The sequence below is a fragment of the Arenibacter certesii DSM 19833 genome, assembly GCF_000429545.1.
Taxonomy (GTDB): domain Bacteria; phylum Bacteroidota; class Bacteroidia; order Flavobacteriales; family Flavobacteriaceae; genus Arenibacter; species Arenibacter certesii.
This window is the reverse complement of sequence record NZ_AUCB01000007.1, coordinates 114,557-138,031: the sequence shown is the minus strand read 5'-3', so window position 1 is coordinate 138,031 and position 23,475 is coordinate 114,557. Positions and strand designations below refer to the sequence as shown.

The following is a 23,475-nucleotide window of genomic DNA, read 5'->3' as shown; positions in this document are numbered from 1 at the left end:
AAGAGGTTCGTAATTTTAATGTATATGGCCTATTTGTGTTATTGCTTTTCATTTTCCAAAAATTGCCTTAGTACATATTGAAGAATGCCACCGTGACGATAGTATTCAATATCTATAAGGGAATCTAGCCTTGCGATGGCGCCAAACTTAATTTCTTCCCCTTTCTCGTTCCGTGCCATTACCTTAACTTCCTTCATGGGGGTTATATCCTTGGCAATTCCTGTAATTGTAAATGTTTCTGTTCCGTTAATTCCTAATTTTGCTGCGGAGTCACCTTCCTTATATTGCAATGGCAGTACTCCAAGGCCTACTAAGTTGCTCCTGTGGATACGTTCATAGCTTTCTGCTAGTACAGTTTTAATTCCCAATAAAAAGGTGCCTTTTGCGGCCCAGTCCCTAGAAGATCCACTTCCGTACTCTTTTCCGGTAAGCACAATCAATGGGGTTTTAGCTGCCTTGTAGTTTTGGGCAGCCTCATAGACAGACATCTCCTCTTTTGTAGGTAGGTATCGGGTGTACCCCCCTTCCTTTTCGGCTAGCTTGTTCTTGATGCGGACATTGGCAAAAGTACCGCGGACCATAACTTCGTCATTTCCACGTCGACTTCCGTAGGAGTTAAAGTCTTCTTTTTTGACTCCTCTCGAAATGAGGTATTTTCCTGCTGCTGAATGTTCATCAAAGGCGCCGGCAGGAGAAATATGGTCGGTAGTAATACTATCCCCCAGCACCAAAAGTGCACGTGCATTCTGTATATCTTCCAAAGGGGGAGCCTCAGCAGATATATTGCGGAAAAACGGTATTTCTTTAATGTAAGTGGAATCCTTGTTCCAGCGGTACAGCTGTCCTTCCGGTATTTCTAGATTTTTCCAAATTTCATTTCCCTCAAATATTTCCCCATAATTTTTCGCAAAATCTTTGGGAGAGAGAACGCGACTTAATATTTCATTTATTTCGTCATCAGAAGGCCAGATATCCTTTAAGTAGACTGGTAAGCCATTTTTGTCATAACTAATTGGGTCTTTGGTCAGATCTATATCTACTCGTCCTGCAATGGCATACGCTACAACCAACATGGGCGACATTAAGAAATTCATTTTAACTTGGGAATGTACCCTAGCCTCAAAATTCCTGTTCCCGGATAGTACTGAACAAACCACCAAATCATGGTCATCCACGGCCTTAGCAATCGCAGGTGGCAAGGGGCCCGAATTTCCTATACAGGAGGTACATCCATAACCTACTAAATGGAATTGTAAGGCTTCCAGATCCTTCATCAGGTCGGCTTTATTTAAATAATCGGTTACTACTTTGGAGCCGGGAGCGAGGGAAGTTTTTACCCAAGGTTTTACATCAATTCCATGTTCACGGGCTTTTTTGGCTACCAAGCCAGCCCCTATCATTACAAAGGGGTTGGAGGTATTGGTGCAGGAGGTAATTGCTGCTATGACTACAGAACCGTCGGAGAGCATAAATTTATCGTCCCCCTCATTTATCCATACCGTTTTGAGTCCGTCTTTCTCCTTCGTTTCAACTACTGCTTTGTGCGGTTGTTGTGAGACTTTTGATTCCGGTTGATTACCACCTTCGCTTTTCCATCTGGCTAATGAGTTTAAGGTTTCACGGTCTTTTTGTTCAATATACTCACGCTCAAAGGAATGATCCAGTAAATTGATGAACGTAGGTTTGAAATTGCGAAGTAAAATTTTGTCTTGCGGCCTTTTGGGTCCTGCCACTGTAGGTTCTATAGTGGAGACATCCAATTCAACTACATCGCTGTATATAATCTTATTCTCGTTTTCTCTCCAAAGCATATTGGTCTTGCAATATTTCTCCACTAGCGAAATATGTTTTTCGGAGCGATTACTTTTTCGCATATATTCTAGCGTCTTGTCGTCTATAGGGAAGTAGGTGATCGTGCAACCAAATTCTGGGGACATATTGCCAATGGTAGCCCTGTCCGGGACCGAAAGATGATCTAGACCAGGTCCAAAAACTTCTACAAACTTGCCTACTACGCCTTGTTTCCTTAACAAATTGGCAATAGTAAGAACAAGGTCGGTTGCGGTGGAACCTAAGGGAAGCTTTCCGGTAAGTTTAAGGCCAATGACCTCTGGAGTAATAAAATAAATGGGCTGTCCCAAAATAGCAGCTTCCGCTTCTATACCGCCCACGCCCCAAGCTACTACACCAATCCCATTCACCATGGGGGTATGACTGTCCGTACCTACCAGCGTGTCTGGGAATAGCTCCCCGTCCCTTTCAATAACAGCTTTGGAGAAATACTCTAAATTTACTTGATGACAGATCCCCATCCCGGGAGGTACTACACTGAAATTATTGAAAGACTTTTGGGCCCATTTTAAAAATTGATATCGCTCCTTATTGCGGTCATATTCCTTTTCCATGTTGCGCTCATAGGAATAATTGGTTCCAAAATAATCTACCTGTACAGAATGGTCTATAACTAGATCTACAGGGACTAACGGATTTATGGACTCTGGATTCCCACCTTTTCTGGCCACCTCTGCACGTAGGGAAGCAATATCTACTACTGCGGGTACTCCAGTGAAATCTTGCATTAATACTCGGGCTGGTTTAAAAGGGACATCTTTATCGGATCCTTGGGGCTGCCAGTTTAACAAGGTCTCAATATGCTCTTTGGTAATAGCAAAACCATCAAAATTACGCAGCACGTTTTCTAATAGAATCCGAATGGAAAAAGGGATTTTGTCTATTTTATATCCTTGGTCTTGTAGTTCGGTAAGGCTGTAGTAAGTGAAGGTATTCCCTTCCAAAGAGATTTTCCGTTTTACTTTATAAGGGTCTTTTTCCATGTCGTAGTTATTTTTTTGATTAAGAGTTTAATGAATGTGGTTAGACCAAGGTTTGACTAGGGTGCCCGATCTAGGATATTATATTGATCAGGATAAATTAAACTATGGTAGTAACTAGTTGGGGGAGTTTTGTTCTTTCTTTGGGGAAGAGGAAGAGTCATATATACAGCCAATTTAAATCAAGTTGTTGCTTGTGTTATGTCGTTTTTTATTAGCAATGATCTTTTAAGAATTATTTGTTTTAGCTCCGCCTAACTTTAGAACTGCCTATATTGGTTTTGTCTGCCTATAGGTTTTGAATGTATCGGCATTGGTTCAATCACTAGTTATTTGGTATTCATAAAGATACATATTATTTTATTTAGGATGAAATTATCTTAAATAAGAAATAAACAGATTAGCATCCTCATTTTAATTCAAGTGTGTTATCCTTTTTTCATATTTAATAGGAGGTTCATAGTGTTTTGTTGGGGATTAGTGGAGGTAGTTGTCCTTATCCGTTTTGCATTAATTTTTATATCGCGAAGGATATTAAGAGCTTTAGAGAGTATGGAAATTGATTGATACTATTTTAGTAGTTCACTCGGTTATTCTTTAATGTTATCAGCTTTATTTTTTTGTTTCCCATCATTTTATTTTCATTTCTTGGATGGATTTGGGCAATTGAGCCGAGTTTATGAACGTTGGTCGGGGATTTTTTTTTGTTTATAGGGGACTGCATAAATTAAATTCACCTTTGTGGCAAATGAATGCTGTAGAGACTTTTTCTCAGTAGTATTTGTTTAGAGGCAATGTTCAATCATCGGGTAATAACCGCTAAACTAATTTGGTTTTCAAAACAGATGTGGAAGTAACTGATCGATAGGTTATATAATTTGAGGGATGAATGGAAAAATCAAGGTTATAGAGGTCGTTCTCACATTTAGTGGAGCGGTTGTAGTAGTAATCTTATTTTTGGTGGTATCTATATTTTTTTAGGGATAGTAGTTTAACTTGGTAATTTTGCATTAATTATTCAGGTGTTTTTCTTGTACGCTATGAATAAACTTGATTATTTTGTTGATGTAGTTCTGTATTTAAGAATAAATGTGTTTTTAATATAATATTGTAATAATGTCTAAAACTAATACTCGTTGGGTATTTGCAATGGTGATTGTCATCCTTGGTTTTATTATTGGGATTTATCTGCAGGATCTAAAGCATCATGAAAGTACTGAGGCTGCGTGGAAAGCCAATCGATTTAACGTGGCCAGGTTTAATAAAATTATGCGATATACCGGGGAAATGAATGAGGACAATTGGTCGGTTATGCGGGATAGTATTGGACAACAGTTGGATAGTTTAATGATTTTGCGATTCCGCAAGGAAGTGGATAGCTTAAAAGCTGTTAAAAATATGGGTAACAATAATCGCAGCCAATAGCCATTTTACGTCAAAAGCCCAATCAATTTCTCTTTTTTTAATAGCACTTTTTATTCATGTAACCCTCAGTTTCTTCCAGCAACTCTCCTAATTATTAATGATCTAGGGGTACTTCCACCTGCCTTAAAACCTTAGTTTCAAAAAAAACGCTAGATTAAATATATGGATTTGTAATAATGATAAAGTGGAAGGGGTGTTGTATAAAAAGAACATGAGGGTTTCCTGATGACAAGTTCATCAAGAAGTGAAGCCTCTGAATTTAGTATAATTACATGCTTGGACTTGGGTTAAAAGAAACCGAAAGCGGCCAAAATTAGGCTTACTATTACAGCCAAAAGTATCGCAATCAATACCACTATCATTACGCTTAGAAACCCATTAAGCACCCGTGTGCCAAAAGTGACATCTTCCATAATTTAGGATTTTACTACAATTTAAGAAATAATAATTGATTTTGAAACCATTAGGAGTGGATTTCGATTACTAGTGTGTTATTTATTGTAATTATTTGGTGAACAGTCAAAATTTTCGGCAAAATACTGCTAGTCATAAGTTTTGTTTGTCGCTTACGCATAACTTATCCTTTGTAAACATCATGTTAAACATGATTTACTAGCGTAGTATTGGAATAAAATGAAATTACAAGATAACTATCAGGCTTAAGAACCAAAAATTAGGCACATGTTCTGCCCTCGTAAAACGGGAGAGAGATTAATCGAATAACCATGATACGTAATGCAGCTGTTAAAGCAAAGTACTTATGTGCTCCATAATCTGTATGCTGGCTCCCTTATTTTTATTAATATAGTTGCGATTGATGTCTCCCGTGCGTCTTAGAAATTCCGAATCCGATACCAATCGAGTCATAAGATCATGGTACTCCTCTTTATTGTTCACTACTAAAACTCCCCCTTCTTCTACCAGGTCCTCGGCTTCTTTAAACCCTTTAAAGTTGCTGCCAATAATTACAGGTACTCCAAATACGGCAGGTTCCAAGGTATTATGGAGACCAGTTGCAAAACCTCCACCCACATAGGCCATGTCTGCATAGCTGTATATTTTGGTCAGTATGCCAATAGTGTCTATAATTAAGACCTGGTAATCGGACAAGGATTTGTTTTCCAACTGGGAGTAGAGTACGGTTTGTTTAGTAAAAGATGCTTTTAGCTTATTGATATGTTCAGGTTTAATATTGTGCGGCGCCAACACATATTTTAAACTAGCGTTGTCGGCATTGATATAAGGGACAAGTATTGCTTCATCCTCTGGCCAAGTGCTACCAGCAACCAATAGTGGAGAGTCACTTTTAAACTCTTCCATAAAAGCCAAGTGGTTATCCCTAATCACTATTTCCATTACTCGGTCAAAACGTGTATCCCCACCTAGAGTAACATTTTTAATCCCAATATTATTCAAAAGCCGAACCGAATTGGTGTTTTGCACAAAAATATGGGAGAAGTGATGAAGAGTTCCTCTCATAAAGCCCCCGTAATTTTTAAAATAGATTTGTTCCTCTTTAAAAAGAGCAGATATTAATAGGATAGGTATTTTTCGTTGCCCCAAAGTTTTTAGATAGTTTGGCCAGATTTCATACTTTACAAAAATGACCAACTTAGGCTTCACCAAATCCACAAATCGTTCTGCATTTTTGATCGTGTCCAATGGGAGATAGGTTATTGCATGGGCAGCAGAACTATTTTTCTTGACCTCATAACCGGAAGGCGAAAAGAATGTGACCAATATTTTATAAGCAGGGTAATTTTTCTTTAATTGCTCTATAACAGGCAATCCCTGCTCAAACTCCCCCAGCGAAGCAGTGTGCACCCAAAGTACTTGGTCTTCTTTGGAAAAGGTCTTTTTTAAATGGGTGAAAACTTCTTTTCGGCCGTCAATGAAAAGCTTAATTTTCGGATGAAATAAGGCGATTAGTTGTAAGGCCAAAGAAGTTATTTGAAGGGCAAAATTGTAAATCCTGGACACGTTAAATAGGTTTGGGGCTAAAATACTTCTTTAAATAATATCCATTAGCTGCGAATCCTTATTTTTGCAATATTATTTTGATAAATCAGGAGGATGAAGAAAATACAAATGGTAGACCTAAGCGGTCAATTCCAGACTATTAAAGATCAAGTAAACAGTTCCATTGCCAATGTATTGGAAACTACTGCTTTTATAAATGGGCCCGAAGTACATGCCTTTCAGAAAGAATTGGAGGATTATCTTGGGGTAAAGCACGTAATTCCATGTGCCAACGGTACAGATGCCCTGCAAATAGCAATGATGGGATTGGGGCTACAGCCAGGAGACGAGGTTATTACGGCAGATTTTACCTTTGCCGCTACAGTAGAGGTTATTGCTCTATTGAATCTAACCCCGGTTTTGGTAGATGTAGAACCAGATAGTTTTAATATTGATCTAGTTGCTCTAGAAAAGGCCATTACTCCAAAAACCAAGGCTATTGTTCCTGTTCACCTTTTTGGGCAATGTGCTAATATGGATGCAATTTTGGAGATAGCAGAAAAGCACAACCTTTATGTAATTGAAGACAACGCCCAAGCTATTGGGGCTAGTTATACCCTAAAGGACGGGAGTCGTAAAAAATCAGGAACTTTTGGTAATGTAGCTGCCACTTCCTTTTTTCCTTCTAAAAACTTAGGATGTTATGGGGATGGAGGAGCACTTTATACCAATGACGATGAATTGGCGCATACCTTAAGGGGGATTGTTAATCATGGAATGTATGAGCGTTATCACCACGATGTGGTTGGAGTGAACTCCAGACTAGATTCTATTCAGGCAGTAGTGCTCCGTGCTAAATTGCCTCATCTAGATAAGTATAATCAGCAAAGAGCAGAAGCCGCTAGGAAGTACTCTGAGGCCTTTAAAGGTCAAGAGCATATACTAGTCCCTCGTATTGTCCATACTTGTGGAGAAGCGGGCGCAAATTGTGATTGCCATGTTTTTCATCAATATACCCTACGAATAACCAACGGTAAACGTGATGCCTTGGTAAAGCACTTTGCAGAATTGCAGATTCCATGTGGGGTATACTACCCAATCCCACTTCACAAACAAAAAGCATATTTGGACGAACGCTATAAGGAAGAGGATTTTCCGGTAACCAACCAGTTGGTGAAGGAAGTGATCTCACTTCCGATGCATACAGAGTTGGACGACGAGCAGATAACGTATATTACATCGACCCTTATAAAATTTGTGAATTCGTAATTAATTTAAAAGGATTAATCCTTATTGTGGATCCGCAGTTTTACTAATAAATAGTGCGGAATCATATATAACCAATTACAATAATAAAGAAATGAAAATAGTAGTAACAGGAGGTTTAGGGTTTATAGGGTCCCATACAACAGTAGAATTACAAAAGAAAGGCTTTGAGGTGGTAATTATAGATGACCTTTCCAATTCTACCGAAAAGGTCTTGGACGGAATTGTAGCCATTACTGGGAAAAGACCTGGATTTGAAAAAATAGATCTAAAAGAAAAATCCAAAGTGGAGGATTTCTTTAAAAGACATCAAGACATAGCAGGAGTAATCCATTTTGCCGCCTCCAAAGCGGTAGGGGAGAGTGTAGAAAAGCCTTTACTATACTATGAAAACAATATAGGTACTTTAGTTTACCTTTTAAAAGAGCTATCAAAAAAGCAGCGCGCTAGTTTTATATTTAGTTCTTCCTGTACCGTATACGGTCAGGCCGATAAAATACCCATTACCGAAGATGCACCGGTAAAGGCTGCAGAATCGCCTTATGGAAATACCAAGCAAATAGGGGAGGAGATTATTCAGGAAACCTGCAAGGTAACCCCTACTATTAATGCTATTGCCCTGAGGTATTTTAATCCGATGGGAGCACACCCTTCTGCAGAGATTGGGGAGTTGCCAATAGGAATACCCCAAAACTTGGTGCCTTTTGTTACCCAGACTGGTGCCGGAATAAGAGCGCAAATTTCAGTCTTTGGTGGAGATTACCCAACAGAAGATGGAACGTGTATAAGAGACTATATTCATGTAGTAGATTTGGCAAAAGCTCATGTTGTTGCCTTAGAGCGTCTACTGGATGGTAAGAATAAAGCGAATTATGAGGTGTTCAATGTTGGAACTGGAAAAGGAAGCTCCGTTTTGGAAGTAATCCAAAGTTTTGAAAGAGTTTCCGGTAAAAAATTGAACTATAAAATTGTGGGGCGTAGAGCAGGTGATATTATGACCGCCTATGCAGATACCACCAAAGCAAATGAGGTTTTAGGGTGGCAAGCAGCGTCTTCCTTGGATGAAGCTATGAAATCGGCTTGGCTTTGGGAGCAAAAAATAAGGAAATAATTCGTTAAGTCAAGCTGCGAAGCAAGTAATGAGGCATTGGAAAGCATCTACCGTTAATATTTCAACTTCTAAATAATAGCTGATTGGGGGTCGTGTCTTTTTACCTATACTGCATGACCTCCTAATTAATAGATAGTGCATTTTGATTGTTATGAAGAGTGGGGATGGATGTAGGATCAGAGGAGAAATAGTATTACTATGGATGGAAACCTGTATGAAATATGATATTTATGCCAAATGATGAAGTTACTATAAGAGCGTGTAAGCCAAAGTATAAAAATGTCCGTAAATAGCGTATGGTTAACCAATTCCCCAATATTGCGGCGCTTTTAGAATATGCCCAGGAAAACAGTCTTTATCGTGATCTAGTGTTGCAGCTTAGGAAAGATTTTACCCTTGCCAACGTTTTTGTGGATTTTCCAGATGATATTTTACCGATGGATCTAAAGACTGTGATCCATGAAAAAGTATACTATCTTATAATGGAGAGATTTAGCGAATATCTAAACCTTCTTTATATTATCGATGTTTCAGAAAACGCAGTAAAGGCGGTTAAGAGTAATGATGTGGTGGAAATATCGGGGGAAGTGAGCTTTGAGATCCTAAAACGGGAATGGCAAAAAGTTTGGTTCCGAAAGAAATACCGGTCGTAAGTTAGAAATAGACACGGACAAAGGGCATCCAAGCATTGGCGTAAATGCTTTTCTGATCATCATGTAAAACGTTGTATCTAACTCCCATTGTAATATTAGGCATGCTATACCCAATTCCCGCAAAAAGTGCTGGAGACCAATAGGAAGTAGTATGGTTTTCACCGTTAATTTTTATTTTGTTGTTTACCCTGAGCTGTTCTAGTTCGGCAGAGAATTGTATTACCGGAATGGGATTGTAAAAGGTTAATAACGATCCACCATATGCCATGAGTTGTGCATCATTAAATTTTGCGTAATTTAAATTGAGGGCTACACCTGTGCTAAATTGATTGGTTGCTCTGTACAGTGCCGATGGAGAAAGAGAAGCGTTAAAGCTCTTATTTCCAATTCCAAGGCCTAAACCCCCTCCAATCTGTACTTTATTCCAAAAATCGGATTGAGATGGATTTCCTTGGGAATGAACAAAAGATGTCAATAGGCCGAAAAACAGTAAAAAGAATATTAAAATGTGGGAGTAACCTCTTATTTTCATAATGATTCTTAAATATTTGTCAATATTATGTCTAAGATAAGCTTAGATATGCGAAAAGTTGTATTTTTGATTTAATTTTTGTTCAAAAGACAGAGAATTTTTTCATGGATAAATATTCTTTTTTAAACGCTGCACATACTTCATTTTTTGCAGAATTATACGACACGTATTTAATTAACCCCGATAGTGTAGAGCCCAGTTGGCGAGCTTTCTTCCAAGGATTTGACTTTGGAATGGAAAGTTCCAGTGACGGTCTTGCGTTAGAATCGCCAGCTCCTTCCGCAGTGGATGGGCAAACGGTAGAGGTGCCCAAGGCCTTGCAGAAGGAGTTTCAAGTGGTCCGGTTAATAGATGGCTACAGAACTAGGGGGCATCTCTTCACTAAAACTAACCCCGTAAGGGAGAGGAGACAATACTTCCCTACATTGGATTTGGAAGAGTTTGGATTGGAGAAGTCAGATCTAGACACGGTCTTTACTGCAGGGGAGATATTGGGTATTGGTCCAAGTACACTTGATAAAATCATTGAACACCTCACTAATATCTATTGTGATGCTATTGGCGTGGAATATATGTATATCCGAAATCCGGAAAGGGTAAAGTGGATACAGGATTGGTTGAATGTAAATGATAACCATCCCAATTTTGATGCAGAGCAAAAGAAACATATCCTAAAGAAACTGAACGAAGCAGTGTCTTTTGAAGGTTTCCTTCATACCAAATACGTAGGACAGAAACGATTTTCCTTGGAAGGGAACGAATCATTGATTCCTGCCCTAGATGTTATGGTAGAGAAAGCTGCCGAAATGGGAGTTGAGCAATTTGTGATGGGGATGGCACATAGAGGTCGTCTAAATGTACTCACCAATATTTTTGGGAAGGAAGCAAAAGATATTTTTAGTGAGTTTGATGGAAAGGACTATGATCAGGAGATTTTTGACGGGGACGTAAAATATCACCTTGGATGGACTTCCGAGCGAAAAGCCAGGAATGGCAAGAAAATTAAAATGAATATTGCTCCCAACCCTTCGCACTTAGAAACTGTTGGTGCAGTAGTGGAAGGAATTACCAGAGCTAAACAAGATACACATTTTAAGGACGATTTCTCTAAGATATTACCTATCGTGGTACACGGAGATGCCGCTATCGCGGGGCAGGGTCTTGTTTATGAATTAGTGCAGATGGCTACGTTGGACGGATATAAGACCAATGGTACTATTCATATCGTAGTGAACAATCAGATTGGGTTTACCACTAACTATTTGGATGCCCGAAGCTCTACGTATTGTACAGATGTAGCAAAGGTGACGTTGAGTCCAGTGTTACACGTAAATGCCGATGATGCTGAAGCGGTAGTGCACGCTTCTATTTTTGCCCTAGAATTTAGGATGCGCTTTAAAAGGGATGTCTTCTTAGATCTCTTAGGGTATAGGAAATATGGGCACAATGAAGGGGACGAGCCTAGGTTTACCCAGCCTAAATTGTATAAAGCAATTGCTAAACACAAAAATGCTAGGGATATCTATGCGGAAGCTTTAATTGCGCAAGGCGTTATTGGAGAAGATTATGTAAGAGAATTAGAACAACAATATAAGGCCGATCTAGAAGAGGAATTGGAAGATTCTAGGAAAGAAGATAAAACAATCATCACTCCATTTATGGCTGATGAATGGAAAGGATTTCAGTATGTAAGGGATTGGGAGATGTTAGATCCGGTAGATACTACCTATAGTAAGGAGAAGCTTACCCAAATAGCTCAAGTATTGACCGAATTGCCAAAGGGTAAAAAGTTTTTACGTAAAGTGGAGCGTTTGGTCCAAGACCGTAAGGATATGTTCTTCGAAAAGAATTCTTTGGATTGGGCCATGGGAGAGCTGCTGGCATATGGTTCATTACTAGAGGAAGGGTATGGCGTCCGAATGTCTGGTCAGGACGTGGAAAGAGGTACTTTTTCCCATCGTCATGCGGTAATGAAAGTAGAAGAGAGTGAGGAAGAGGTCATGCTCCTTAATCATATATCCCAAGAGCAAGGGGATTTTCAGATTTATAACTCTCTATTGTCCGAATATGGTGTGGTAGGGTTCGATTATGGGTACGCAATGGCGAGTCCAAATACATTAACTATTTGGGAGGCTCAGTTTGGGGATTTTAGTAATGGTGCTCAGATAATGATCGATCAATATATCTCTGCAGCTGAAGATAAATGGAAGTTGCAGAATGGTTTGGTAATGTTATTGCCGCATGGATATGAAGGCCAGGGTGCCGAGCATTCTTCGGCACGGATGGAACGTTATTTGCAGTTGTGTGCTAGGGACAACATGTATGTTGCCGATGTAACTACTCCTGCTAACTTGTTCCACATGCTTAGGAGGCAGATGAAGGTAAACTTTAGAAAACCATTAATTGTTTTTACTCCAAAAAGCCTTTTAAGACATCCGCGAGCGGTTTCTACTGTAGAGGAATTTTACGATGGTAAGTTCCAAGAAGTTATTGATGATGCTACTGCTGATGTGAAAAAGATAAAGAGTTTGGTATTCTGTACCGGTAAATTCTATTATGACCTCTTGGCTGTTAGAGAAGAAAATAACCGAGATGATGTTGCTTTGGTAAGGATAGAGCAATTGTTCCCAATGCCTTCCAGTCAGATTAAGGCTATCATGAAAAAGTATAAATTTGCAGATGATATAGTTTGGGCCCAGGAAGAACCAAGAAATATGGGAGCTTGGGGGCATATGGTTATGCATTTTAGCGAAGCCCATAAATTTAGGGTGGCTTCCAGAAGATTTTATGCTTCTCCGGCAGCGGGTAGTGCAGTGCGCTCTAAACGTCGCCATCAGCAGGTGATCGATTATGTATTCGATATTGAAAAGAACAATATGAGTAGGAATCCTGAGCTAGCAAGAAAAGAAACAAAAAATAGTTAAAGTAGCTGCGGCTATAAACGAAGAAACAAGTCCAATCACAGACTGTTGTATTGGAGAGAAAATAAGACAAATCAAAAATTAAAATTATAGCAAATGATTTTAGAAATGAAAGTTCCTTCCCCGGGGGAGTCTATTACAGAGGTAGAGATAGCGGAATGGTTGGTGAGTGATGGGGATTATGTAGAAAAAGATCAGGCCATCGCTGAAGTTGATTCTGATAAGGCTACCTTGGAATTGCCTGCGGAAGCAAGTGGGATTATTACTTTAAAAGCAGAAGTTGGCGATGCGGTAGCGGTAGGAGCTGTTGTCTGCTTAATTGATACTAGTGCTGAAAAGCCAGAGGGAGCTGCTAAAAAAGAAGCTGCTCCAGAAAGCAAGCCAGAAGAAAAGAAAGTTGCTGATAAGCCTGTAGAGGAAAAAGCAAGCAAAGAAACTTATGCTACGGGTGCGGCATCACCTGCTGCTAAAAAAATATTGGCTGAAAAAGAGATAGATCCGGCAACAATAAAAGGTACTGGGAAAGATGGCAGGGTAACCAAGGAGGATGCTGTTAAGGCAGTTCCGTCTATGGGTACGCCAACTGGCGGTTCTAGGGGGCAAAGTCGTTCAAGACTATCTATGCTGCGTCGGAAAGTGGCAGAGCGGTTAGTATCTGCTAAGAATGAAACTGCTATGCTTACCACTTTTAATGAGGTGGATATGTCTGCTATATTTAAATTAAGGGAGCAGTATAAAGAAGATTTTAAAAATAAGCATAATGTAGGGCTTGGTTTTATGTCATTCTTTACTAAAGCGGTAATAAGGGCCTTGCAAATGTACCCGGCGGTCAATTCCATGATAGATGGCAACGAAATGATTTCTTATGACTTCTGTGATATTAGTATTGCGGTCTCGGGTCCAAAAGGACTTATGGTGCCTGTAATTAGGAATGCAGAGAACCTAACGTTTAGAGGGGTGGAGTCTGAGGTTAAAAGATTGGCCATTAGAGCACGAGAGGGAGACATTACAGTTGATGAAATGACCGGTGGCACCTTTACTATTACCAATGGCGGAGTGTTTGGATCTATGTTGTCTACTCCTATTATCAATCCTCCGCAGAGTGCTATTTTAGGTATGCACAATATTGTTGAGCGTCCTATAGCTAGGGATGGAGCAATAGCTATTGCTCCTATAATGTATGTGGCTTTATCCTATGATCACAGGATAATAGATGGTAAGGAGTCTGTTGGTTTCTTGGTTGCCGTTAAAGAGGCATTAGAGAATCCTGAAGAGTTCTTAATGGACAATAACGTTAAGAAAGCATTGGAGATGTAATAATCTACCAAATTAATTTATAAAAGGCCTGCTAGATGTATAATCCAGTGGGCCTTATTTTTGTATGGATATTTATTTTATTGGGGTGAATATTTATTGTTTTAGGTAAAGTCTCGTCTTTTTGTAGTCGATGATGGCTTTTCCTTTTTTTAATAGATCGGCCCCAATGATGCCATCTACGGGCATCGCTTGATGCGAGGTTAGCGCTTCGTTTACATGTACAAGGTCAAAGAGGACTATTTTGTGCTTTTTCTTTAACCATTTGCCTATTTCAATCTTGTTTTTTGTTGATAGCTTGGTTAGCATTTCTGTTGCTCCCGCTCCAGCAGCTTTAATTTCAGACTCTTTTGAGTTCAGCTTAAAAAAGTCTATTTTGTCCATTCCGATGCAAGTGTTAGATGCGCCGGTGTCTAGAATAAATAGTCCTTCTACCCCATTGATGGAAACCTTTATTTCAAAATGGTTGGTAGCAGTAAGGGTAAGAGGTATGCAGATATAATTTTTCTTTTTTAGAAATGATTTCAGACTGGCCATGTACTTTTTTTGTCAAAGATAATCTTATTTTTGTTGCATGATTATAACGGATACGCATACCCATTTATATAGTGAACTTTTTGAGGAAGATAGGGAGTCGGTAATAAAAAGAGCGCTGGATCTAGGCGTTAATCGTTTTTTTATCCCCGCGATAGATTCCACCTATGCCGCTTCTATGTTAGATCTGGAAAAAGCCTATCCAGAGCATGTTTTTTTAATGATGGGATTGCATCCCACTTATGTAAAGGAAAATTATAAGGAAGAGCTAGCTCATGTAGAAGAAATGCTAACGGCTCGGAAGTTCTATGCAGTTGGGGAAATAGGGATAGATCTATATTGGGATAAAAGTTTTTTAGAACAACAAAAGATTGCTTTTAAGCAGCAGATTCAATGGGCTAAAAAATATGGATACCCTATAGTGATACATGGAAGGGATAGTTTTGATGAGATCTTTGAAGTTTTAGAATCTGAAAAAGGAGACGATCTCTTTGGAATCTTTCATTGTTTTACTGGGGATTATGAGCAAGCAAAAAAGGCTATATCTTATAATATGAAGCTGGGAATAGGGGGAGTGGTAACTTTTAAAAATGGAAAGATCGATGCGTTCTTAAATAAAATTGACCTTAAACATATAGTTTTAGAAACAGATTCGCCTTACTTGGCTCCAATGCCTTATCGAGGAAAACGAAATGAGAGCTCTTATATAGTACATGTGTTAGAAAAAGTGGCATCTTTATATAATATGGATGTAGATGAAGTTGCGGCTATCACCACCGCAAATTCCAAGGAAGTCTTTGGCGTATAGTTATTCGGTAAAGCAATTTGGTTTCCGCCTAGCTTTAAAGCTGGAAGTCCTATCTTAAAAGCATAGATTTACTCGCGGCACTTCTGCAAAGCTTATCTAGAAACAATCTGATAAATTACATGTAATATAAACGGTTTGACTTTGATAAATAATAAGACGAATATTCTATTGATCTACACTGGTGGCACCATTGGAATGGTTAAAGATTACAATACTGGAGCGTTAAAGGCATTTAATTTTAAAAAACTCCTTAAGAATATTCCAGAGCTGTATCAATTGGATTGTGATATTGATAGTATTTCTTTCGATGCACCTATAGATTCCTCTAATATGAGTATCAACAATTGGGTGGTTATAGCTGAAATAATTGAAGATCATTACGAGAGTTATGATGGGTTTGTAGTGTTGCACGGGAGTGATACAATGAGCTACACCTCGTCTGCTTTAAGTTTTATGTTGGAAAACTTGGGCAAGCCAGTTATTTTTACAGGATCGCAACTTCCTATTGGTGATTTACGTACAGATGCTAAGGAAAACCTCATTACCTCTATACAGATAGCGGCTTTACAAGAAAATAACAAGCCCGTTATACAGGAAGTCTGTCTATATTTTGAATATAAACTCTACAGAGCTAATCGCACTACCAAGATCAATGCGGAGCACTTTGAGGCCTTTGCCTCCATGAATTATCCCTCTTTGGCGGAGTCTGGTGTACATTTAAAAGTGAATAAGGAAATGTTGCTAACGGGGAAGAAGGGGAAAACTTTGAAAGTGCATAGAAATATGGACCAAAACGTTGCTATTTTAAAGATTTTTCCTGGCTTTAGTCAGTCTTTATTGCATAGTGTGTTGAATACCCCAAATTTAAAAGCCTTGGTGTTAGAAACTTATGGATCTGGCAACGCTCCAACGGAAGAATGGTTTAAAAAAGAACTTGGTAGCGCTATTAAAAAAGGTATATTTGTGGTGAACGTAACACAATGTTCAGGCGGAAGTGTGTTAATGGGACAGTATGAAACCAGTGAACATCTCCGAAATTTGGGTTTGATTAACGGAAAAGATATCACCACAGAGGCTGCAATTGCCAAATTGATGTATCTTTTAGGAAATAATATTTCTCCTAAGTTGTTCAAAACCATATTTGAAACCTCTCTAAGAGGAGAAATGCAATAAAAATAGGGCGCGAAATTTCATTAACTAATTTATTTTTTGTTATTTGGCACCCCAGTAATTTAAGTGTGAAATAGAGAGGTGGCCGAGTGGTCGAAGGCGCACGCCTGGAAAGTGTGTATACCCCAAAAGGGTATCGAGGGTTCGAATCCCTTCCTCTCTGCTTTAAGTTTTAATTTTTTTATTGTGTTTTTTTTTTATCTTTAACCCTATTAACTAACTAAAATTAAGTTTAGAAAATGAAAAGATTATTCTCTATCCTAGCAACAGCTGGGTTATTTGTAGCAGGTACAAATACTGTAAGTGCAAAAGTCGTAGCTGCGGCGGCAGTTTTGCAAGACGCGGCTCCAGCTGCTGAAAAAGGTTTTACGCAAGTGCTAAAGGAACAGTTTATACAAGGGGGTGCCGGCTTTATGGGTATCGTACTTTTATGTTTGATCCTAGGCTTGGCTGTAGCTATTGAAAGGATTATTTATCTAAACTTGGCCACTACCAACACTACAAAATTAAAATTGCAAGTTGAAGATGCATTGGCATCAGGCGGAATTGAAGCTGCTAAAGAAGTTTGTAGAAATACTAAGGGGCCTGTTGCTTCTATCTACTACCAAGGTTTGGAAAGAGCTGGCGATAGCATCGAGTCTGCTGAGAAAGCGGTTGTTGCTTACGGTGGTGTTCAAATGGGACAGTTAGAGAAGAACGTTTCTTGGTTATCTCTATTTATCGCGGTAGCACCGATGCTTGGATTTATGGGTACTGTAATCGGGATGATTCAGGCTTTCCAGAAAATTGCAGCTGTAGGTAACTTGAGTGCTTCGCTTATTGCAGGTGATATCCAGGTAGCATTATTGACTACGGTATTTGGTCTTATTACTGCGATCATCCTTCAAATCTTCTACAACTATATCATTGCAAAAATCGACAGTATTGTAAATGACATGGAAGATTCATCAATCACTTTGATTGATATGTTGGCAGATCACAAAAAATAAGTCGGACTAAATACTTAAAGTATCATGCATAAAATAGTTAAAATAATATTAGTTGTACTCGGTCTTGTGGGAGCCATATTATGGTTCCAGTTACCTAGTTCAGACGTTCCGGCAACGGAGGCCATTAACAATGGATCTATGAACTTTATGTTCATTATCACCTATATTCTATTGGGAATTGCAATAGTTGCTACAGTCCTTTTTGGATTGATGAACTTATTCACCTCTAAAGGAGGTTTAAAGAAAGCCTTGTTTGCTGTAGTTGGCCTTTTGATTGTAGTAGTAATATCCTACGCTATGGCCACTGGTACAGATGTAAACTTGGATGAAATGGCCAGAAAGGGCGTGCCTACTACCGTAGATACGGTAAAGGCAATTGGAACAGGATTAAACGTGTTCTTCCTTCTGACTATTATTGCTGTAGCAGCCATGTTGTATTCTGGCGTTAAGAAAATGATCAGTAAATAATTTAAAACAATATTATGTCAAAAAGAGGAGCACCACCAGAGGTTAATGCAGGTTCTATGGCAGACATTGCGTTCTTATTGCTTATCTTTTTTCTAGTGACCACCACTATTGAGACGGATGCAGGATTGGATCGTATGTTGCCACCTATAGAGCCGCCAGATACGGATGTGATTATTAAGCAAAAGAATATATTTCAGGTTAATATTAACCGTGAAGGGCAATTGTTAGTCGATGAGGAATTGATTAATATCAAAGACCTTAGAGCTAAAGCCATTGCATTTTTAGATAATGGGGGATCGCCCTCCGGTAGTGACGATTATTGTAACTACTGTAAAGGAGCTAGAGATGCTTCTTCATCCGATAGTCCATCTAAGGCAATTATATCTTTGAAGAATGATAGGGAGACTAAGTACTCTACCTACATTACGGTGCAAAATGAATTGGTTGGAGCTTATAATGATCTTAGGAACCGTGAAGCCCAACGTTTGTACAAGAGAAACTTTACGGATATGGAAGCGGAGTATCTTAATCCAGAAACTCCTTCTAGTGTTAAGGATGAGTTGAAGGAAAAAGTGAAAAGAATTCAGGATCTGTTTCCGCAGAAATTGTCTGAAGCAGAAACCGCTTCAGCTTCAACTAATTAATGGTTAATAAATAGAATTACTATGTCAAAATTTAACAAGAAAAAGGACGCCGCTTTACCAGCTGTGAATACGGCATCCTTACCAGATATCGTTTTTATGCTCTTGTTCTTTTTTATGACAGTTACCGTAATGAAAGATAGTACCTTAAAGGTAGATAACACCCTGCCTAACGCTACTGAAATCAAAAAACTGGAGAAAAAGGATAGGGTAATTTATATCTATGTTGGAAAACCTACCAAAGAATATGAGAAGGTTTATGGAACCGAATCTAAAATTCAATTGAACGATAAGTTCGCAGAAGCTTCTGAAGTAGGAGATTACATTTTGATGGAAAGAGCAAAAAAGCCACAAGAACTACAAAATGTATTGACCACATCACTTAAAGTGGATAAAGATGCTAATATGGGTATCATATCAGATATTAAACAAGAACTTAGAAAAGTAAATGCCTTAAAAGTGAACTACACCACCTATGAAGGTGATGCGTTCCGGAACTTACAATAGTTAGTAAAAAGGATTAGAGATTTTAAACGCTTCAGATGCTCGCATTTGAAGCGTTTTTTTTATGTTTAATTAATTACCTTTATTCCTTATGAAGGGAGCATTACTTTTATTATTTTTTCTTGTTGGCTTCGGTATGGTCGCTCAAGAACACGTCCTATATGATCAGGAAAATAGGAAGTATTTGGAGGATCAATTTTACGTTGGGGTTACCTATAACTTTCTTAGGGACTTACCTGTAGACGTGGAGCAGAGGAACCTTTCTTACGGCCTTCAAGGCGGTTTTATCAAAGATATTCCGGTGAACTGGGATAGAACCCTTGGTTTTGGTTTAGGGCTTGGTTACGCTATTAATTCTTATTATTCTAATGTGCGTGCCCATAAACTTGATTCGGGTATAGCATATGAGTTATTGGATGGGAATACCTCCTATAAGAGAAATAAAATAGAAACCCATGTCATTGAAATGCCGCTTCAATTGAGATGGCGTAATTCTACCCCCGAAGAATATAAGTTTTGGAGAATTTATACTGGAATGAAATTGGGTTATGTGGTGGGGAATCGTTCTAAATTTGTTGGCAATTCAGGAAAGATAGGATTCAAAAATCCGGATATTAGAAACTTTCAGTATGGATTGACCCTAAATGTGGGGTATAATACCTTTAATATACATGCGTATTATGCACTAACCTCCTTGTTTAAACAGGGTGTTAGTTTGCCCTCTGGCACCCCCTTAGATTTGCAGCCACTACAAATAGGACTTGTCTTTTATATATTATAGCCAAAATTTAATAGTGAATAGCTGGGTAAATACCCCTATTAAAAGACCTATAATGACTTCTGCTCTCCTATTAGGGTTAATGTAAAGCCTAGAGGTTGCTAAAAGGCCAGTAAGAAATGTAGTGATGCTTATTGTTATTATAAGGTTCTTTTCAAAATGTATGCTCAGATTTATTAAGAACATCAACAGACTGCCCATTCCCATAAGATGTAAACTACATCTAAACTTAAGAAATATAAGTATTAATGCGCAAAAAATGGCTGCAATCAAGCCTAAGAAATAAAAGTATACTTCTAGTGTGAAATTATTAGGGATTATTCTAAGTAAAACCAACAGCAATAATGCCAATGTTAGGTATAAAGTATATTTTCTATTATTGAAATTAGGTAACGGTATGGTACTGGCAACCGCTAGATTTCGAAATATAAAATATATGATTACGGGGATAATTACAGTAAGGATGAATATGGGCGCAATGTTGCCGCTCTGGGTCTCAAAAGGGCTGTATTTGGGTGTAATCAAGAAATAGGCCAATGTCCCTGCAAATGGGATGTAAAGTGGGTGTAATACATTGGAGACTATCAGGAATAAGGTCCTCATTAGATCTCTTTACGCAGCCTTGCTACTGGAATATCTAACTGCTCCCTGTACTTTGCTACGGTCCTACGTGCTATTGGATATCCCTTTTCCTTTAATAGGGCCGCCAATTTATCATCGGTATAAGGTTTCCTTTTCGGCTCATCCATGATTACCATTTCCAAGATTTTCTTTATTTCCCTGGTAGAAACGTCTTCCCCCTGTTCATTTTTCATGGATTCTGAAAAATAATCCTTGATCAGTTTGGTGCCATATGGAGTATCAACATACTTACTGTTGGCCACACGGGAGACCGTAGAGACGTCCATGTCTATGGCATCTGCAATGTCCTTTAAGATCATAGGGCGTAAATTACGCTCATCTCCACTTAGGAAATACTCCTTTTGGTATTGCATAATCTCGTTCATGGTTATAAATAGCGTTTGCTGGCGTTGCCTTATTGCATCTATAAACCATTTTGCCGAGTCTAATTTTTGCTTTATAAACATTACCGTATCCTTTTGTGATTTGGATTTTTCTTTGGAATGTTTATAGCCTTCTAACATATTGCTGTATTCCCTGGATACGTGTAATTCTGGAGCGTTTCTTCCGTTTAGGCTCAATTCTAATTCCCCTTCTACGATGCGGATAGTGAAATCTGGGACAACATGCTCTACAATCCTATTGTTTCCTGAATAGGAGCCTCCCGGCTTAGGGTTAAGGCGTTCTATTTCGGAAATTGCGTCTTTTAATTGCTCCTCGGTGATATTGTGTTTCTGGATGAGTCTTTGGTAATGTTTTTTTGAAAACTGTTCAAAAGATTTCTCCAATAAGTCAATAGCTAATTCAATACGTGCTGTAGGTTCCTTTCTTTTTAGTTGAATAAGAAGGCATTCTTCCAAAGATCTTGCGGCAACTCCTGCAGGATCTAGACTTTGTACAACGCGTAATACCTTCTCTATGGTCTTTTCGTCTGTGTATACGTTTTGAGTAAAGGCCAGGTCGTCCATAATATCCTCTAATGGCCTTCTTATGTATCCGCTCTCGTCTACACTGCCCACCAGAAAATTGGCAATAGCCCACTCCTCTTCGTTAAGATAGACGGTGTTGAGCTGATTAAGTAAATATTGATTAAAGGAAATGCCTGCAGCATAGGGCACGTGTTTTTCCTCGTCATCCTGACTATAGTTGTTGGCTTGCGTTCTATAGTCGGGAACTTCGTCATCACTTAAATATTCATCTATGTTAATGTCTTCCGCACTTATACTCTCACTATCTGTTTCGTTATCGTATAGATCATCAAACTCATCTTGCTCGGTCTCTATCTCCTCCTTTCCTGTTTCTAGGGCTGGGTTTTCCTCTAGCTCTTGTTTTAAGCGTTGTTCAAATGCCTGCGTAGGCAATTGAATTAACTTCATCAACTGAATTTGTTGAGGAGATAATTTTTGCGATAATTTAAATTGTAGATGTTGTTTAAGCATAATGGGTCGTAATCTAACCTATAAAGTTAAAGAATAAAGATTAGAACTCTGCATTTTGCGGTGTTCTAGGAAATGGGATTACATCTCTAATGTTGCCCATCCCGGTGGTAAAGAGTACCAAACGCTCAAAACCTAGGCCAAATCCACTGTGAGTGGCAGAACCAAATTTTCTTAGTTCCAAGTACCACCACAACTCTTCTTCACTTAAATTAAGGGCTTTAATCTTCTCTTTTAGTACATCTAGTCGCTCTTCCCTCTGTGATCCACCAACTATTTCACCAATTCCAGGGAATAAAACATCCATTGCCCTTACCGTTTTTTCATCTTCATTTAAGCGCATATAGAATGCTTTGATCTGTGCTGGGTAATCAAAAAGGATTACAGGACATTTAAAATGCTTTTCTACCAAATAACGCTCGTGCTCACTCTGTAAATCGGCACCCCACTCATCTATTAGGTATTTAAATTTTTTCTTCTTATTGGGCTTACTGTTCCTTAGAATGTCGATAGCTTCTGTATAGGAAACTCTTTTAAAAGTGTTTTCCGATACAAATTTCAGCTTCTCTATAAGTGGCATGTCGCTTCGCTCTGCTGCGGGCTTGCTTTTTTCCTCGTCCAGAAGTCGCTGCTGTAAAAACTCTAAGTCGTCCTTACAGTTTTCCAAGGCATAATTTATTACCTCTTTTATAAAATCCTCCGCCAAATCCATATTGGCATCCAAGTCATTAAAAGCTACTTCGGGCTCAATCATCCAGAATTCAGATAGATGTCTGGAGGTATTAGAATTCTCCGCTCTAAATGTAGGGCCAAAAGTGTATATTTTGCCTAATCCCATGGCGTATGCCTCACCTTCCAACTGTCCGGAAACGGTTAAATGGGTCTCCTTGCCAAAGAAATCCTCACTATAATCTACCTCACCGTCTTCGGTTAGCGGGGTGTTTTTCATATCTAAAGTGGAGACACGGAACATTTCTCCAGCTCCTTCGGCATCGGATCCTGTAATTACTGGCGTGTGAACGTAATGAAAGCCATTCTTTTGAAAGTACAGGTGTATCGCAAAAGACAAGGCAGAACGTACCCGCATGATTGCCGCAAAAGTATTGGTGCGAACTCTAAGATGTGCCTTTGAGCGTAAAAACTCAAGTGAATGTTTCTTAGGCTGTATAGGATAGGTGTCCGGATCTGCACCACCGTGTACAAAAATTTCTTTTACTTGTATTTCTACTTGCTGTCCTTTACCCTGACTTTCTACCAAGGTTCCCGATATTTTTAATGCAGCACCGGTATTTATTTGCTTTAGCAATTCGTCGTCAAATTCCTCGAAATTTACTACGCACTGTATGTTGTTTATTGTAGACCCATCGTTAAGGGCAATAAATCTGTTACTTCTATATGATCTTACCCAGCCATTAACAATAACGTCCTTATGAAGGAGGTCTGTTGATAGTACTTCTTTTACGCTATATGTGTTCATACTAGTTGCTTGTGATTTAAGTGGCAAAGATAGCCAT

General features: G+C 38.8%; 20 protein-coding genes and 1 tRNA gene. 14 read left to right on the top strand and 7 right to left on the bottom strand.

What is annotated here, in order from left to right; genetic code table 11:
- Window positions 1-38: 38 nt before the first annotated feature.
- Window positions 39-2,834 carry an aconitate hydratase AcnA gene (acnA, locus tag G466_RS0104330; protein ID WP_026812551.1) on the bottom strand — a complete coding sequence of 932 codons (2,796 nt, stop codon included), beginning with the start codon at window positions 2,832-2,834 and terminating at the stop codon, window positions 39-41.
- 1,113 nt (window positions 2,835-3,947) lie between these two features.
- Between acnA and G466_RS0104325 the strand changes: the two genes are divergently transcribed.
- Entirely contained in the window at window positions 3,948-4,256 is a 309-nt protein-coding gene (locus tag G466_RS0104325) for a hypothetical protein (RefSeq protein ID WP_051315520.1), read from the top strand.
- A 287-nt stretch (window positions 4,257-4,543) separates the two neighbouring features.
- Here the strand turns inward: G466_RS0104325 and G466_RS24585 are convergent, their stop codons facing one another.
- Both G466_RS24585 and G466_RS0104320 read right to left on the bottom strand, forming a co-directional pair.
- On the bottom strand, window positions 4,544-4,669 hold the full coding sequence (locus G466_RS24585; protein WP_262482312.1) for a hypothetical protein: 126 nt from the start codon (window positions 4,667-4,669) through the stop codon (window positions 4,544-4,546).
- A gap of 331 nt (window positions 4,670-5,000) precedes the next feature.
- The gene (locus tag G466_RS0104320) at window positions 5,001-6,236 is read right to left on the bottom strand and encodes a 3-deoxy-D-manno-octulosonic acid transferase (protein WP_034234609.1); all 1,236 of its coding nucleotides are present in this window, start codon (window positions 6,234-6,236) and stop codon (window positions 5,001-5,003) included.
- Between the two features lie 93 nt (window positions 6,237-6,329).
- Between G466_RS0104320 and G466_RS0104315 the strand changes: the two genes are divergently transcribed.
- The 3 genes from G466_RS0104315 to G466_RS0104305 all read left to right on the top strand — a co-directional run bounded on the left by G466_RS0104315 (window position 6,330) and on the right by G466_RS0104305 (window position 9,245).
- Window positions 6,330-7,484, top strand: coding sequence for a DegT/DnrJ/EryC1/StrS family aminotransferase (locus G466_RS0104315; protein WP_026812548.1), 1,155 nt, complete (start codon window positions 6,330-6,332; stop codon window positions 7,482-7,484).
- A gap of 91 nt (window positions 7,485-7,575) precedes the next feature.
- Entirely contained in the window at window positions 7,576-8,592 is a 1,017-nt protein-coding gene (gene galE, locus G466_RS0104310) for a UDP-glucose 4-epimerase GalE (RefSeq protein WP_026812547.1), read from the top strand.
- Window positions 8,593-8,888: 296 nt separating this feature from the next.
- Window positions 8,889-9,245, top strand: a complete 357-nt coding sequence (locus G466_RS0104305; protein WP_026812546.1) for a hypothetical protein — start codon at window positions 8,889-8,891, stop codon at window positions 9,243-9,245.
- 1 nt (window position 9,246) lies between these two features.
- Here G466_RS0104305 and G466_RS0104300 read toward each other — a convergent pair whose 3' ends face one another.
- Window positions 9,247-9,777, bottom strand: a complete 531-nt coding sequence (locus G466_RS0104300) for an alpha-ketoglutarate decarboxylase (RefSeq protein ID WP_034234599.1) — start codon at window positions 9,775-9,777, stop codon at window positions 9,247-9,249.
- A 104-nt stretch (window positions 9,778-9,881) separates the two neighbouring features.
- On the opposite strand from G466_RS0104300, the gene G466_RS0104295 reads away from it, so the two are divergent.
- The gene (locus G466_RS0104295) at window positions 9,882-12,701 is read left to right on the top strand and encodes a 2-oxoglutarate dehydrogenase E1 component (protein WP_026812544.1); all 2,820 of its coding nucleotides are present in this window, start codon (window positions 9,882-9,884) and stop codon (window positions 12,699-12,701) included.
- Window positions 12,702-12,794: 93 nt separating this feature from the next.
- Entirely contained in the window at window positions 12,795-14,015 is a 1,221-nt protein-coding gene (gene odhB, locus G466_RS0104290; RefSeq protein ID WP_026812543.1) for a 2-oxoglutarate dehydrogenase complex dihydrolipoyllysine-residue succinyltransferase, read from the top strand.
- A gap of 93 nt (window positions 14,016-14,108) precedes the next feature.
- Here the strand turns inward: odhB and G466_RS0104285 are convergent, their stop codons facing one another.
- Window positions 14,109-14,549: a retropepsin-like aspartic protease family protein gene (locus G466_RS0104285; RefSeq protein WP_026812542.1), complete on the bottom strand. Its 441-nt coding sequence runs from the start codon at window positions 14,547-14,549 to the stop codon at window positions 14,109-14,111.
- Between the two features lie 37 nt (window positions 14,550-14,586).
- Here G466_RS0104285 and G466_RS0104280 point away from each other — a divergent pair, with 37 nt between their 5' ends.
- The 8 genes from G466_RS0104280 to G466_RS0104245 all read left to right on the top strand — a co-directional run bounded on the left by G466_RS0104280 (window position 14,587) and on the right by G466_RS0104245 (window position 19,907).
- On the top strand, window positions 14,587-15,354 hold the full coding sequence (locus G466_RS0104280; protein WP_026812541.1) for a TatD family hydrolase: 768 nt from the start codon (window positions 14,587-14,589) through the stop codon (window positions 15,352-15,354).
- A gap of 144 nt (window positions 15,355-15,498) precedes the next feature.
- Window positions 15,499-16,527, top strand: coding sequence for an asparaginase (locus tag G466_RS0104275; protein ID WP_026812540.1), 1,029 nt, complete (start codon window positions 15,499-15,501; stop codon window positions 16,525-16,527).
- 72 nt (window positions 16,528-16,599) lie between these two features.
- Window positions 16,600-16,687, top strand: a tRNA-Ser gene (locus G466_RS0104270).
- Window positions 16,688-16,763: 76 nt separating this feature from the next.
- Complete coding sequence (locus G466_RS0104265) at window positions 16,764-17,513, top strand: MotA/TolQ/ExbB proton channel family protein (RefSeq protein WP_026812539.1); 750 nt, start codon at window positions 16,764-16,766, stop codon at window positions 17,511-17,513.
- Between the two features lie 24 nt (window positions 17,514-17,537).
- On the top strand, window positions 17,538-17,981 hold the full coding sequence (locus G466_RS0104260; protein WP_026812538.1) for a hypothetical protein: 444 nt from the start codon (window positions 17,538-17,540) through the stop codon (window positions 17,979-17,981).
- A gap of 14 nt (window positions 17,982-17,995) precedes the next feature.
- Window positions 17,996-18,625 (top strand): ExbD/TolR family protein, encoded by a 630-nt coding sequence (locus tag G466_RS0104255; RefSeq protein WP_026812537.1) that lies wholly within the window; start codon window positions 17,996-17,998, stop codon window positions 18,623-18,625.
- A gap of 21 nt (window positions 18,626-18,646) precedes the next feature.
- Entirely contained in the window at window positions 18,647-19,129 is a 483-nt protein-coding gene (locus G466_RS0104250; RefSeq protein ID WP_026812536.1) for an ExbD/TolR family protein, read from the top strand.
- 88 nt (window positions 19,130-19,217) lie between these two features.
- The gene (locus G466_RS0104245) at window positions 19,218-19,907 is read left to right on the top strand and encodes a porin family protein (protein WP_026812535.1); all 690 of its coding nucleotides are present in this window, start codon (window positions 19,218-19,220) and stop codon (window positions 19,905-19,907) included.
- 599 nt (window positions 19,908-20,506) lie between these two features.
- Here G466_RS0104245 and rpoN read toward each other — a convergent pair.
- A complete protein-coding gene (gene rpoN / locus G466_RS0104235; RefSeq protein WP_026812533.1) occupies window positions 20,507-21,964 on the bottom strand; it encodes an RNA polymerase factor sigma-54 in 1,458 nt (485 codons plus the stop codon).
- A 40-nt stretch (window positions 21,965-22,004) separates the two neighbouring features.
- Window positions 22,005-23,438, bottom strand: a complete 1,434-nt coding sequence (gene asnS, locus G466_RS0104230; RefSeq protein ID WP_026812532.1) for an asparagine--tRNA ligase — start codon at window positions 23,436-23,438, stop codon at window positions 22,005-22,007.
- Between the last annotated feature and the right edge of the window lie 37 nt (window positions 23,439-23,475).